This is a genomic window from Bradyrhizobium sp. UFLA05-153 (assembly GCF_054185185.1).
The window spans coordinates 78,642-92,149 of sequence record NZ_JBBIAM010000019.1 but is presented as its reverse complement, the minus strand read 5'-3'; the positions used below and the strand labels follow the sequence as shown (position 1 = coordinate 92,149).

The 13,508-nt window shown below is 62.4% G+C and carries 13 protein-coding genes; 2 read left to right on the top strand and 11 right to left on the bottom strand.

Going from position 1 to position 13,508, the window contains the following annotated elements; genetic code table 11:
• Position 1: 1 nt before the first annotated feature.
• The 4 genes from Q2941_RS14210 to Q2941_RS14195 are packed head-to-tail and all read right to left on the bottom strand — an operon-like array spanning position 2 to position 3,800.
• Entirely contained in the window at positions 2-1,045 is a 1,044-nt protein-coding gene (locus tag Q2941_RS14210; protein WP_254113002.1) for a tartrate dehydrogenase, read from the bottom strand.
• A complete protein-coding gene (locus Q2941_RS14205; RefSeq protein WP_254113001.1) occupies positions 1,042-2,517 on the bottom strand; it encodes an aldehyde dehydrogenase family protein in 1,476 nt (491 codons plus the stop codon). The genes Q2941_RS14210 and Q2941_RS14205 overlap by 4 nt, the downstream gene beginning before the upstream one ends.
• Entirely contained in the window at positions 2,514-2,864 is a 351-nt protein-coding gene (locus Q2941_RS14200; protein ID WP_254113000.1) for a cupin domain-containing protein, read from the bottom strand. The genes Q2941_RS14205 and Q2941_RS14200 overlap by 4 nt, the downstream gene beginning before the upstream one ends.
• 12 nt (positions 2,865-2,876) lie before the next feature.
• Positions 2,877-3,800, bottom strand: coding sequence for a 2-hydroxyacid dehydrogenase (locus Q2941_RS14195; protein WP_254112999.1), 924 nt, complete (start codon positions 3,798-3,800; stop codon positions 2,877-2,879).
• Positions 3,801-4,028: 228 nt separating this feature from the next.
• On the opposite strand from Q2941_RS14195, the gene Q2941_RS14190 reads away from it, so the two are divergent.
• The gene (locus Q2941_RS14190; protein ID WP_027526196.1) at positions 4,029-4,931 is read left to right on the top strand and encodes a GNAT family N-acetyltransferase; all 903 of its coding nucleotides are present in this window, start codon (positions 4,029-4,031) and stop codon (positions 4,929-4,931) included.
• Positions 4,932-5,167: 236 nt separating this feature from the next.
• Here the strand turns inward: Q2941_RS14190 and Q2941_RS14185 are convergent, their stop codons facing one another.
• The 5 genes from Q2941_RS14185 to Q2941_RS14165 all read right to left on the bottom strand — a co-directional run bounded on the left by Q2941_RS14185 (position 5,168) and on the right by Q2941_RS14165 (position 10,260).
• Positions 5,168-5,875 carry an ABC transporter ATP-binding protein gene (locus Q2941_RS14185; protein WP_371260531.1) on the bottom strand — a complete coding sequence of 236 codons (708 nt, stop codon included), beginning with the start codon at positions 5,873-5,875 and terminating at the stop codon, positions 5,168-5,170.
• 29 nt (positions 5,876-5,904) lie between these two features.
• A complete protein-coding gene (locus tag Q2941_RS14180) occupies positions 5,905-6,717 on the bottom strand; it encodes an ABC transporter ATP-binding protein (RefSeq protein ID WP_051390011.1) in 813 nt (270 codons plus the stop codon).
• Positions 6,714-7,988 carry a branched-chain amino acid ABC transporter permease gene (locus Q2941_RS14175; protein WP_051390012.1) on the bottom strand — a complete coding sequence of 425 codons (1,275 nt, stop codon included), beginning with the start codon at positions 7,986-7,988 and terminating at the stop codon, positions 6,714-6,716. Before Q2941_RS14175 ends, Q2941_RS14180 begins: the two co-directional genes overlap by 4 nt.
• A gap of 3 nt (positions 7,989-7,991) precedes the next feature.
• Positions 7,992-8,957 (bottom strand): branched-chain amino acid ABC transporter permease, encoded by a 966-nt coding sequence (locus tag Q2941_RS14170; protein ID WP_458192839.1) that lies wholly within the window; start codon positions 8,955-8,957, stop codon positions 7,992-7,994.
• Positions 8,958-9,075: 118 nt separating this feature from the next.
• Positions 9,076-10,260: a branched-chain amino acid ABC transporter substrate-binding protein gene (locus Q2941_RS14165; protein WP_254112997.1), complete on the bottom strand. Its 1,185-nt coding sequence runs from the start codon at positions 10,258-10,260 to the stop codon at positions 9,076-9,078.
• A 555-nt stretch (positions 10,261-10,815) separates the two neighbouring features.
• Between Q2941_RS14165 and Q2941_RS14160 the strand changes: the two genes are divergently transcribed.
• A complete protein-coding gene (locus tag Q2941_RS14160; protein WP_254112996.1) occupies positions 10,816-11,676 on the top strand; it encodes a helix-turn-helix domain-containing protein in 861 nt (286 codons plus the stop codon).
• Positions 11,677-11,704: 28 nt separating this feature from the next.
• Here the strand turns inward: Q2941_RS14160 and Q2941_RS14155 are convergent, their stop codons facing one another.
• Positions 11,705-12,700: an asparaginase domain-containing protein gene (locus Q2941_RS14155; RefSeq protein ID WP_245288168.1), complete on the bottom strand. Its 996-nt coding sequence runs from the start codon at positions 12,698-12,700 to the stop codon at positions 11,705-11,707.
• Positions 12,697-13,446, bottom strand: a complete 750-nt coding sequence (locus Q2941_RS14150; RefSeq protein WP_458192838.1) for an aspartate/glutamate racemase family protein — start codon at positions 13,444-13,446, stop codon at positions 12,697-12,699. Before Q2941_RS14150 ends, Q2941_RS14155 begins: the two co-directional genes overlap by 4 nt.
• Positions 13,447-13,508 lie beyond the last annotated feature (62 nt).

The window sequence follows — 13,508 nt, the reverse complement described above, 5'->3', positions numbered from 1 at the left end:
ATCAGGAGAGACGGGAAAGTACGGCCGCGGTGATCGCCTCGGTGCGCTCCTTGCCGGGAACCGTGCCGATGCCATGGGACGTGGTGGCCGCCAGCGCCGTCATGACGCGTGCTGCGGCGTCGCTCTCGCCAAGATGTTCGAGCATCAACGCGCCGGACCAGATGGCTGCGATCGGATTGGCCGTGCCGAGATGGGTGATGTCGGGGGCTGAGCCGTGAACGGGTTCGAACATCGATGGAGCGCCGCGCTCCGGCTTGATGTTGGCGGAAGCGGCAAAGCCGAGCCCGCCCTGGATGGCGGCGCCGAGATCGGTCAGAATGTCGCCGAAAAGGTTGGAGGCCACGACAACGTCGAGGCTTTCCGGCGCCATGACCATGCGTGCGGCGAGCGCATCCACGTGGTAGCTCGTGCATTCGACATCCGGATAGTCGGCGGCAACCAGCCGTGTCACCTCGTCCCAGAAGACCATCGAGTATTTTTGCGCATTCGACTTGGTGACCGATGCAAGCTTTCCGCGTCGCTTGCGCGCCTGGTCGAAACCGTATCGCAAGATCCGCTCCACGCCGGCGCGCGTAAACACCGAGGTCTCGACGGCGATTTCGCCGGAGGTGCCCTGATGCACGCGCCCACCGGCGCCCGAATATTCGCCTTCGGTGTTCTCCCGGATGCAAAGGATGTCAAACTCGGTTGTCTTCAACGGGCCGTTGACGCCCGGGAGCAGGCGGTGCGGCCGGACGTTGGCATATTGCGTGAACCCCTTGCGTATCGGCAGCAGCAAACCGTGCAGCGACACGGCATCGGGCACCTCCGCCGGCCAGCCGACTGCGCCAAGCAGAATGGCATCGAACTTCCCGAGCGTCTTGATGCCATCGGCAGGCATCATCGCGCCGGTTTCCTTGTAATAGGCGCAGGACCACGGATATCGCGTTCCACTGAGCGCAAAGTCCGAATGCCTGGCAGCAGCCTCGAGCACGGCCCAAGCGGCGTCCGTCACGTCGCGGCCGATGCCGTCGCCGGGAATGAGAGCGATCGCGTAGTTCTTCATGTCAGCCCCTGGATGTGGATGAGCACGCTCTTCGAGCGGCGATTGGCGTGATAGGCTTCGCGGCCGAGATCCTTGCCGATGCCGGACCGCTTGTAGCCTCCCGTCGGCAGGATGTGGTCGCGTGATCGGCCGTAACGATTGACCCAGACGGTGCCAGCAGGAAGTGCGCGCGTGATCCGCATCACGCGTGAGACATCGCGAGTGAAAAGTCCGGCGGCAAGACCGTAGGTCGGGTGGTCGGCGAGCGCCAAGGCTTCTTCCTCGGTCACAAATGTCTGAACCGTCAGCACGGGTCCGAAGATTTCTTCGGCGATGGCGGGAGAGGATTGATCCACCTTCGCAAGCAGCGTCGGCTGATAGAAATAGCCCTGGCCTTCCATCGAGTCGCCGCCCGCCAGACATTCGGCCCCCTTTGCGCGGGCTGCTCGCACGATCGTGTGAATCCTCGATCGCTGTTTCTCGGAGATGATCGGGGAATAAGTCGTTGCGGCATCCCATGTCGGACCTGCGCGAACGACCTGCATATGGGCGATGATGGCTTCAACGAGCGGCTCGGCCACGACGATGTGGGCGATAAGCCGCGATCCGGCGACACAGGCCTGCCCGGCATTTGCGAGGATGCTGCCCGCAATCGCGGCGGCAGCCTGATCGAGATCGGCATCGGCGAAGACGATCTGCGGGCTCTTGCCGCCGAGTTCGAGCGTCATCGGTTTGATGCCCGTGCGCGCGATATTGGCCATGATGGCGGCGCCCGCGCCGGTCGATCCGGTGAAGCTCACTTTTGCGATGTCGGGATGTCCGGTGATGGCCGCACCGGTCGTCAATCCGTCGCCGAGCACGACGTTGATGAGCCCTGCGGGCACGCCTGCCTTCACCGCCAATTGTGCGAGAAGGATGGACGAGAACGGCGTCATCTCGGACGGCTTCAGCACGACTGCGTTGCCCGCGGCGAGGGCCGGCCCGAGCTTCCAGCCTGCCATGGACAGGGGGAAATTCCAGGGTGTGATGGCGCCGACGACGCCGTAGGGCTCGGTCATGATCATGCCGAGATGCTCGTCGTCGGTGGGCACCAGGTCGCTGCCTTCCTTGTCGGCGAATTCGGCGAAGAAACGGATTTGCTCCGCGGCGACCGCGATGTCTCCCGCGACGAGTTGACCGACCGGGCGGGTGGATGAAGCCGCCTCGATCCTGGCGAGCATCTCGGCTTCGCGCTCTATGAGATCGGCCCAGCGCTTGAGGACGCTGGCTCGTTCGCGCGGCCGCACGCCGCCCCAGTTGCTGGTCTTCAGAGCCTTTCTGGCGGTTTGAACCGCCTCATCCACGATGTTCTCCGAGGCTATGGGACAGTCGGCGTAGAACGAGCCGTCCGAAGGGCGGCGCAGCGGAAGCAGACCGGAAGACTCCCGCAGCCGATCGCCGATGAAGTGGCCGACCGGCAGCGAGATCTGATCTGGGTCGAAGCTCAGGCTCATGACACCGTGACGTAGATCTTGCGGACGGTCTCGATGGTCTTCCAGACGCCCGTAAATCCCGGCTTCATGACGAAGCTGTCGCCAGCTCTGAACGTGATCGGATCGCCGCCGTCCGGCGTGATCTCGACCACGCCTGCGAGGATGTGACAGAACTCGAAGGTCTCTTCCTTGATGGAGCGCGTTTCGCCCGGGGTCGCTTCCCATACGCCGGTATGCACGAGCTCACCCTTGGCCATGTCTTGCGCCCAGGTCTTGTAGTGGGGCGTACCGGCAATGAGCCGCTCCGGCGTCGGGCCGGACTCTTTCGGGGCGAAAGTCGGATTGGGATCGATCAGTTTCAGAAGCAATTGGAACTCCTCTCAGTAGCCACGTGTGCGATCAACGAGCCCGATGAGATCGAGGCCCGCCTCATATCGCTTGATGTTGTCGATGACCGCGCGCGCTGCGGTGTCCGCCTGGGTTGCGCTTGCCACATGCGGAGTGAGCATGACTTTCGGATGGCCCCAGAAGGCATGATCGGCAGGCAGAGGCTCGGGTTCGGTGACGTCGATGACGGCGCCGGCGAGTTGGCCGGCATCCAGAGCGGCGAGCAGCGCGAGGTGATCGAGCTGGTCGCCACGCCCCGCATGGACGAGGGCTGCGCCTTTCGGCAACCGCGCAAAGAGCTCATGATTCAGGATCCCCTGCGTGGCCTTCGTGAGCGGCAGCAGGCAGATGAGGATGTCGGTCTCAGCGAGCATCCGGCTAAGTCCAGCTTGGCCGCTATATGTTGCGACGCCTTCGATCGTCTTGTCCGATCGGCTCCAGCCGCTCAAGCGAAAGCCGAAAGGCTTCAGGCTCTCCAGCACGGCCCGGCCGAGCACGCCAAGCCCGAGCAGTCCAACCCGGCGATCGGCAGCCTGCTTCTGCGGCAGAGCCCGCCACTCGCGTTGCCGCTGCAAATCAAGATAGGCAGGGAGGTTGCGGTGGAGCGCCAGCACCGCGAGGGTGACATACTCCTGCATCATCCGGATGATGCCGTTTTCCACCATCCGGACCACCTTCACCTCGGGCGGGATCGCGTTGAGCGGAAATTGATCGATGCCGGCCCCGACTGAAAACAGGACTTCAAGGTTGCGGTACCGTTCGAGGGTCTCCGTCACGGTCCAGCTGATGATATAACGCACGCCGTCGGGATCGACCGTGGCCGGGCCGATCGCGAAGGGCAGGTGCGGGAGCTCGCGAGCGAAGGCCTCACGGAAAACGGCTCCGCGCTGTGCGTCGGAATTGAAGAGAAATGTCATTTGGTCAATGTGGACGCGCGGAGGGTGGCGAACTCGCCGGATTGAACCAAGCTATCGGATCGGGATTCCATCCGGTGCCGAATGCGACCGCGATTTGGTGGATTGTTTCGTTGGACCGCCGTTCTGAAACTTAATCTGCGGCGAGGCTCGGTCTATGCTGATCGCGCCCGGAGCTGAAGCGAGCTCGGAGCAGCCACTCGACCGATGTCAGGCCGACCAGAGGGAGACATGAAGCCCCGCACGACCGGTTCGCTCACGATCGATGCTTTCGATGCGCGCGCGGTCGACATCGACACGGTCGGGCTCGAACAGCTTTACACCCTTTCGATCGGCGTAGGCTGGCCGCACCGGCCTGAGGACTGGCAGTTTCTGCGTGATATGGGCCACGGCATCGTGGTTCACGATGAAATCGGACGGGTGCTGGGATCGGCCATGTGGTTTCCTCATGGGACAGAGTTCGCCACAGTCGGCATGGTTATCACCTCACCCCGCCTTCAGACGCGTGGCACGGCACAGTGGCTCATGAAGCGCGTTCTGTCCGCGTGCAGGGGGCGCGATCTCCGCCTCAATGCCACGCGCGCAGCGCGCAAGCTCTATCTCTCGCTCGGCTTTCGTACCGAGCGAACGGTGTTCCAACGTCAAGGCGAGGCGCGACGCTCCGGCGAGATGCCGCGTCCTTACGAAAGAGCCGAGCTGCGTCGTCTGGACGAGCGGGATCTGCCGGCCGTCGCCGAACTCGATGCGCAAGCGTTCGGCGCCTGGCGCCTCACGCTGCTTGCTGCTCTGCTACCGCAATCCGTGGGGTTCGGGCTCTACCGGAACGGTCGTCTCGCAGCCTTCGCGCTCTGTCGCCCGTTCGGGCGCGGGCATGTCGTGGGGCCGCTGGTCGCGTCAAACGACGAGGACGCGATCATAGTGATCGCACCGCATATCGCCGCCCATGAAGGAGAGTTTCTGAGAGTTGACACGCACATTGCCGAGGGCGAGTTCAGCTCCTTCTTGGCCCGGTCGGGCCTTGCTTTCTTCGACACTGTTACGACGATGTCGCTGGGAGGAGACTTTCGTGATCCGAATACCCGCTATGGAATGCAACCCGTAACTTTCGCGCTCGCAAGCCAAGCGCTCGGCTAAGCCCGATCATTGAGCGTTTCCGCCATGCGCAGGAGGCGCCGTGTGCACGGCGGGTGCACTGGAAGATCAAGCAAAAATCGATCGACGGCAAGCGTGGGCTGCCTCTCTCTCTGGAGTGATCTGACCTCCGCAGAGGCTTAGGGCGATCTTGAGAATCGGGCCGCAAGTCGCAAGGACGACGCGATCAAATTGATCGCGTCGTCCTTGCGACAAGCAACACGCCGGATTCTGCCCACTCAATGCGCGCCGAGATAGGCGGCCTGGATACTCTCGTCCGAGCGCAGCCGGGCAGCACTGCCTTGATCGACGATCGTTCCGTTCTTCAGCACATAGCCGCGGTCGGCGATTGCCAACGCCATATGGGCGTTCTGCTCGACAAGCAGGATGGTGACACCACGCTTGTTGATCGTCTCGATAATATCGAAAATCCGCTCGACGAAGAGCGGTGAAAGTCCCATCGATGGCTCGTCAAGCAAGAGTATGCGTGGATGCTGCATCAGCGCGCGTGCCACAGCGAGCATTTGCTGCTCGCCTCCCGACAGTGTACCGCCGAATTGCTTGCGGCGCTCGGCGAGCCGCGGGAACAGCTCGAGCATCTCGGTCATCCGGCTCGCGATATCGGCCTTCGAGCCGACCGTGAAGGCGCCCATTTCGAGGTTCTCGATCACGGTCAAATCGGCAAAGATGCGGCGCCGCTCCGGGACATGCGCGAGTCCACGTCGCACGACATCGTGCGGCGGCACCGATCGGAGGGAGCGTCCGTCCAGCAGGACGTCGCCGGACCGGATCGGCAGCAGGCGCGAGATCGCGCCCAGGGCTGTCGTCTTTCCGGCACCATTGCTGCCGATGAGTGTAACGATTTCGCCCTCGTTCACAACCACCGACAGGTCGCGGATGGCGTGGATCGCCCCGTAGAACACGTCGATGTTTCGAACCTCGAGCAGAGGACGGGCTGGCGATTCCGATGCATCCATCATGATACTGTTTCGCTTTCCGATGTGGCGGTTCGCGCCGCAACACCGCGACCGAGATAGGCTTCAATCACTTTCGGATGCGTCCTGATGTCGTCCGCCCCGCCTTCCGCGATCTTGCTGCCATAGTCGAGCACGACGATATGATCGGAGACGGTCATGACAAGCCGCATGTCATGCTCGATCAGCACGACCGCAATGCCGAGTTCCGAGCGGATCCGCAGGATCAGCGCTTTGGCGTCCTCCGTCTCTTGTGGATTCATTCCGGCTGACGGTTCGTCGAGCAGCAGAAGCTTCGGCTTCGTGGCGAGCGCGCGTGCTATCTCGAGACGCCGCTGCTCGCCATAGGCGAGACTTCCAGCCAGCGCGTCGGCTTTCCCCGTGAGACCGACGAATCCCAGCAATTGAGATGCGTCCGCGATCGCGGAACGCTCCTCATTTCCGTAGGCGCGCGTGCGGAACAGCGCGCCCCAATATCCGGAACGCATATGCATCGATCGTGCGACGACGACGTTTTCGAGGGCCGTCATTCCCGTGAAAAGACGGATATTCTGGAACGTCCGGGCCAGGCCAGCAGCCGCGACCTGATCTGGTCTGAGGCCGACGAGGTCAACACCGTCGAGCAACGCCGCACCAACGTCTGGGCGGTAGATTCCGGTGATGAGGTTGAAGAACGTGGTTTTGCCTGCCCCGTTTGGTCCGATCACCGAAACGATCGATCCGCGCTCGACTTTGAGGGTGACGTTGTCCACCGCGGTCAGGCCGCCGAACGACTTGCGCAGGTTCGACACGTCCAGGAGGAGATTGTCGGTCACGAGGCGCTCCCGGCATTTCCGGCGGAAATCGGACGTCGTTCGGCGGGGACCAGGCCACGCGGTCTGTACAGCATCATGGCGATCAGGATCAGGCCGAAGATCAAGCGCTCGTATTTGGAGGGCTCGAACTGCGTCGGCAGGTTGGCGAAGGACCAACCGAAAATCTCGAATCCAGTCGCGCGCAAGTGGTTCAGTCCGGCCGAAAGCGATTTCAGGACCTGCAGATTGAGGATCGTGACGAGGCCGGCACCCATCATCACGCCACGTATGGAGCCGAGCCCACCCAGCACGATCATCGCAAGAACCCCGATCGACTGATTGAAATCGAAGCTTTCCGGGCTGACGAAGGTCTGCTTCGCGGCAAAGAGGACGCCCATCGTACCCGCGAAGGCAGCGCCGGTCGCGAACGCGATCAACTTGGTCCTCACCAGCGGAACGCCCATGGCCTGCGCGGCGATCTCATCCTCGCGGATCGCCAACCACGAGCGCCCGATGCTGGAGCTGTCCAGCCTGCGATTGGCCAGCACGGCGACGAGAACCAGCGTGAGCACGACAGCATAGTAGATCAACGCCTGCCATTTGAAGGCCGGGGCCGTGGTGGTTGCGAGCGTACCGGCAACCTCCGTGAGCGGCTGCGCGATTCCCGCGATTCCCTGCGGGCCGTTTGTGATGTTCAAGGGTTTGTCGAGGTTATTGGCGAGGACGCGGATGACCTCGCCGAAACCCAGCGTGACAATGGCGAGATAGTCGCCTTTCAACCTCAGCACCGGCAAGCCGAGCAGCGCGCCCGTACCGGCGGCGACGAAGACGGCGACGATCGCGATGACGAAGAACGCATCGCCTTGCAGCGGAAATCCCGTGCCGAGCAATGCGGCTCCGTGGGGAGAGCTGACAATGGCCCACAGGTAAGCGCCAACCGCGAAGAACGCGATGAAACCGAGATCCAGCAGGCCCGCGAAGCCGACCACGATGTTCAGTCCCAGCGCCAGCACCGCGAATATGCCGACCTGAATGGCGACATCGAGATAGAAGGTGTTGCGCATTCCGACCAGCGGCAACGCGCACAGCAACACGAAGGCCAGCACGGGCATGCCGACGCGCGGATCGCACTTGTCGAAGTCGCTGGCTATGAAGAGCGGCGCAAGAAGCGCGAGGAACGCGACGGTGTCGATCAGGCCGTTGCCGGTGAAGACGAGCACGCACAGCAGGGTTACGACCAGCGTGTAGGCGATCAACCACGCGGATCTGCCGGGAAAAAAGCCGTGGGCCATGAATCAAACCTTTTCCGTGGAGGGACGCCCGAGCAGGCCGGTGGGTTTGAAGATCAGAATGAGGATGAGTATGCCGAACGCGAAAATGTCCTTGTATTCGGTCCCTATGGCGTTGTTCGTCAGGATAGGAACGAATGTACCGATCAACATCTCGATCAGGCCGAGCACGATGCCGCCAACCATGGCGCCGGGGATCGACCCGATTCCACCGAGGACCGCGGCGGTGAACGCTTTCAGGCCGGGTATGAACCCGGAGAACGGATCAACTCGCCCGAACTGCAGTGCATAGAGCGTTCCCGCGACGCCGGCGAGCGCGCCACCGATGAGAAATGTCAGCATGACGATGCGATTGACGTCGATGCCCATCAGGCTCGCCGCCATGCGGTCGGTGGCGACTGCGCGGATCGCCTTTCCAAGGCGCGTTTGGTTGACGGTATACCTGAGCCCCACCAGCATCGCTCCGGCGGCAATCAGGATGACGACCGATTTCATTGGAATGCTGTCGTTAGGTGTCAGCGGCAGCGGAATGTCGAAGAAGGGCATCGAGGGGAATGGCCGGATGAATTGGCCGAACAGGCTTTCGACGAAGCGCACGGCGTCCTGCAGGAAGAGGCTGATGCCGATGGCTGTGATAAGCGGCGCCAGCTTTGGCGTGTTCGAACGTCGCAAGGGCCGATAGGCGACCCGCTCGGCGAGTCCGGCGAGTGCGGCTGAGACCGCAGCCGCGACAATCATGGCGAGCGCCAGTTGCAGGACGGGGTGGAGCGGGGAGCCGGCGAGGACATAGGTGAGCAGTTCGACCGCGACGACGGCGCCCACCATGAAGATTTCAGAGTGGGCAAAATTGATCAGGCCCAGGACGCCGTAGACCATCGTGTAGCCGAGCGCGATCGTGGCATAGAGGAGGCCAAGGATGAGCCCATCCGCCAGGGTCGGTGGAAGCAATTCGAGAGCCAACTGGAAGGACATGTCGAAGTTTTCCGAAGAACGCCATTGCGGCGGGCGCCGCGTCTAAGTCGGGGACCGGAAGGGATGGCCGCGGGGCGGAGAGACCCCGCGGCCGTCGTGGATATCGATCGCGACCTGGTCAGGAGCCGCCGGGGGCGGCGACATCGATGATCTTTACGATCTTGTTGGCATCAGCGGACTTGCCAGCTTCGATCACGACATATTTCGCGCTCGCGATGTCGCCGCGATTGTTGAAGGCGATCGAGCCGGTCACACCGTCGAACTTGACCTCGCGAACGGCCGCTGCGACCTGAGCGCGGCTGGGGATGGCGCCGCCCTTTGCCTTCGCGGCGGCGACGATCGCCTCGATGATCACGCGCGCGCTGTCATAGCCGTAGGCGGAGTATACCTCGGGCTCCTTGTTGAACTTGGCCTTATAAGTCTGTGCGAAGGCCGCGGCGGCCGGCATTTGCGACAGCGGCAGCGCCGTCGTCGTAAAATAGGCGTTCGTCATGTTCTCCGGCCCGGCGATCTTTTGCAGGTCGCCGCTGTCCAGGCCGTCGCCACCAAGGAAGGCCGCCTTGAGGCCCTTTTGCCGCATCTGCTTGATGATCAGGCCGCCCTGGGGGTAGGTGCCACCGTAGTAGATGAGATCGGGCTGGTCGACACGAGCGCGATTGAGGATCGACGAGAAGTCGGTCTCATTCTGGTCCATGCCGGTGGACAGGATGACATTGGCGCCGTTCTTCCGAACCGCTGCTTCAAAAGTCTGGGCGATGCCGGAGCCATAGGCCGACTTATCGTTGATGATGTAGACCTTCTTTGCCTTCAACGTCTCGGTCGCGAAATTGGCGCCTGCCGGCCCTTGAACGTCGTCGCGGCCGCAGATGCGGTTCGCGATGGCGTGCGTCGTCTCACGATCGGTAATCGCCGGATTCGTGTTGGCCGGCGAGACCATCGCGAGATTGTCTTTGGCATAGACCTCAGAGGACGGAATCGCCACGCCGGAATTGTAGTGGCCGACGACGCCGAGCACCGCGGGGTCGTTGAGGATCCGGTTGGCGTTGGCGACACCGACGTTCGGCGTGGCCTGGTCGTCCTCCGGCTGGAGCGAGAGTTGGAAGCCCATGTCGGTCAGCTGCTTGCCGAACTGGGCGACGGCCAGCTGAGCGCCGAGCATGATGCCTTCGCCCGCCACGGATTGTTGTCCCGAGAGAGGCGATTGCGTGACTATCTTGATTGCACCTTTGTCTTCCGCGAACGCCGCGCAGGAGAGCAGCATCAGGCCGGTGGTTGCCGCAACTAGCGTCTTCATCAATTTCATGGTGACTTCCCCCTTTTCGAGAGCGCCCGATCGGCTTACCCAGATCGGCACAAACACGCCTGGGATGGGATCATCGATTGGGGGATTTCCGCTGGCTATTTGGCGGCTTGCGTCATCATGACGTTTGCTTATGCTCACGCAGCATCAAATAGCGCCAGAATGTCTGGTCAGAGCGAAAGGCCTTATGCCATCGGTGTCGGGCATTTGGAGAACTGATTGGCGGCAGCTTCGTCCGGCCCGCGGCCGGCCGGGCAGGGTGGGGCGTTGCGAGATATGGCGAGGCTGGTGACTGCCAACGCTCGACGACATCCCGTCTTCCTGCCGATCAGAGCGGCAGTTGAAGCCTAAAAACTGGACATTTGGCGACCGCGCGCTGCGTTGGCGAACGGCGCCAGTTCGGCAATCGCTGTCTTTCTTGTCGGGGGATCTCCGTCGGCCGTGGCATCCAAATCGGTGCGATGATCCACGGGGGATCACTGATCGAGGCGTCTCTGCTTGCGCCGCCGCGGGGTTTCCATATTATGCTTTTGGAGCATCAAATAGCGTCAGGTGCGAATGGTCCAGGCGAAAGTCATTGTGAAATCGGCGGAGGATTCCGCCAGCGAGATGCAGCGATCCTTTGCGGAGAATCTTCGTCTGGCCTGCAGTTACGCGCCATCCGTTTCGGAGGTCTGTCGTCGCCTCGACATCAACCGTACGCAGTTCAACCGCTATCTGCGCGCGGCGGCGCGTCCGTCGCCCAATATTCTCAATCGCTTGTGCGATTATTTTGGGGTTGAAGCGACGGAGTTTCATCTGCCACCCACGCAGTTCGCGCGCATCATATCGCTCAAGCGGCGTACGTCGAAGCCGCGTCCGCCTTACGCAGACTCCATCGACAAGCTGCGCGCGGCGTCGCTGCCAACGCTGCGGGGCTACGTCGGATACTACTACGTGTACTACTATTCGATGAGCTCGCCGGGGAAGATCCTGCGCGGACTCATGCATCTGTTCACGCACCAGAACCAGGTCTACTACCGGCGCATCGAACACTTCTCCGATCCAGAGCGGCGGGGGGCCGCCTACAAGTGCCGATACTCCGGCGCCGCCTTGTTTCTCGAGGATCGGATATTTCTGATCGATTCCGAGACGCTGACCAGCAACGAGGTTACTCAGACCATTCTGTTCCCTTCACGGCGCAACAAGATCGCCCGGCTGACCGGGCTGATCATGGGCGTGTCGTCCGGAAGCCAGCGCAGAATTGCCTGCTCCCGCGTGCTCTTCGAATGGTTGGGCGCGGAGATCGCAATCCGGCCCGCGTTGAAGAATTGCGGGCTGTTTGCGCCCGATGCGCCGGCGATCCCGCGATCGATACGGGACATGATCGACAATACGATGCAGCCGGGCGTACCGCTGTTTTATCCGGTTGACGCATGATGCAGCAGCCGCCGTTCACGACACCGCGCTAAGCGCGACTTGAAGGCGTTTGCCGCGCGTGATCGTGATCCGGTAGCGCCTCGGACAATTCCAGCCAAAGCCGGACGAGCGCTGCCTCGGCCGTTTCCTCGTCGCCATTCTCCACGCCAAGACGCCAGAGTGGGGCGCCGGCTGCGTAAGCGCCGGGTGTGAGGCCGCCTTGCTCGCACTGGCTAACTGCCCGCAACCGACATCCCCTTCGGATAGCAGCATCGAAAGCATCAAGGAGATCATTGTTGCTCGTGATCGTGCCCGCTCCAAACAGCCGTATGACCGCGCCATCCAACTCCGCCAGTGCGGCTGAAACCATGCGTGCGGGCACGCCGGGAGAAATCGTCAGAATCGACACGCGTACGTCGCCGAAACGCCGTGGGCGAAACTGCGGCGCGCCAATCGGGGGTGTGACGGAGCGAAAGGAGTCTGGCGCGAGGGAGTGGCGCTTGACCAGTCCGGACGCCGCGATCGTGCGCCCAGCGAAAGCGAGCCACACGCCGGGTGGTGCGGTGAGGGCCGATTGAAGTGCGAGTGCAAGATTCGACTCAGCGTCGCCGCCCGTGCCGAGTGGGCGCATCGCACCGCTCAGGATAATCGGAAACGGCGCACCCGCCAGAGACTGACTGAGCGCGGCTCCGGTGAAGCTCATCGTATCCGTGCCATGCGTGACGACAGCGCCGTCGCCGGACCAGCCTTCGAGATGTGAAATAATCCGGTTCCAGTGTTCGCGGCCAATGTCGGCGCTATCGACAAGGGGGTCGAACGAGCAGATCGACAAGCGCGCGCCGGGCGGTCCAAGCGTAGCGGCGGCGTCCTCCAGCACGCCCGCGGCTGGCGTCAGTCCGTCGGCAGACCCGCGCATGCCAATCGTTCCGCCCGTGTGAATGAGCAGGATTTCGCGGCAGCGCTCGTCCGACACCTTGGCTTTGCGATCTGCGTCCGCGTCCATTGACACCGCGCCGCCGATGCCGCCGGGGGCGCCCGACATCATGTTTGAAGGCCTGGTCGCGGCATGCCCTGCCTTCCGGCAAGCGAACGGTCAACCAGTTCGCGTGCGACCAGGTCGGTGACGTCGATCAGCATTTTGTTGGTTTCGATATCCGAGATCAGCGGCAATTCGGTGCAAGCGAGAATGACATGATCCGACGTCAGTCTGTCGACGAGGGTCCGAAGGCGTGGCCGCAGCGAGGGATCACGACTGCCGAGACGTTTCACGTCGAGAATGAGGTTGTGCAGCTCCGCAGTATCGGCCGGCGTCTCGATCGCCACGATTTCCTGCAGCGATCGATAGGCAGACCATGGCCCAAGGCTCGTGACCGGAGCGGCACCCAGAAGGGCAATGCTGTCGACGCGGTTAGATGCAACCCAGGCGGAAAGCGCAGACTGGAAGGACACGAATTCCCCTGGCAGGCCAAGCGAGATGATGCGTGGCGCGAACAAGTTGAGAGTATTGCAGGCAACGGCATAAGCGTCCGCCTGCACGGCTATCGCGGCGATCGTTTGCTTGAGGCTGTGCCAGACAATTTCTTCGTTCTCTTGAAGGTCCATCGACAGCCCCAACGTGGGCTCCGACAAGACCACCACCCGCGGGGCGTCGAGATCTCCGCGGAAATCCCCGCCAAAAAGCGTCTGGTTGCGGGCAAGAACTTTGCTCCAAAGATCGATTCCGGCCTCAGGACCAGAGCCCGCGACAATCCCAATTGACGCGCGCGTCGCCCCTTCTGTCGTCGGCTTCATAGTGTCGCCCTTGTTCGTCGAACACACGCGCGTAGAATCTCATTCGCGACCTCCAAGCCAAT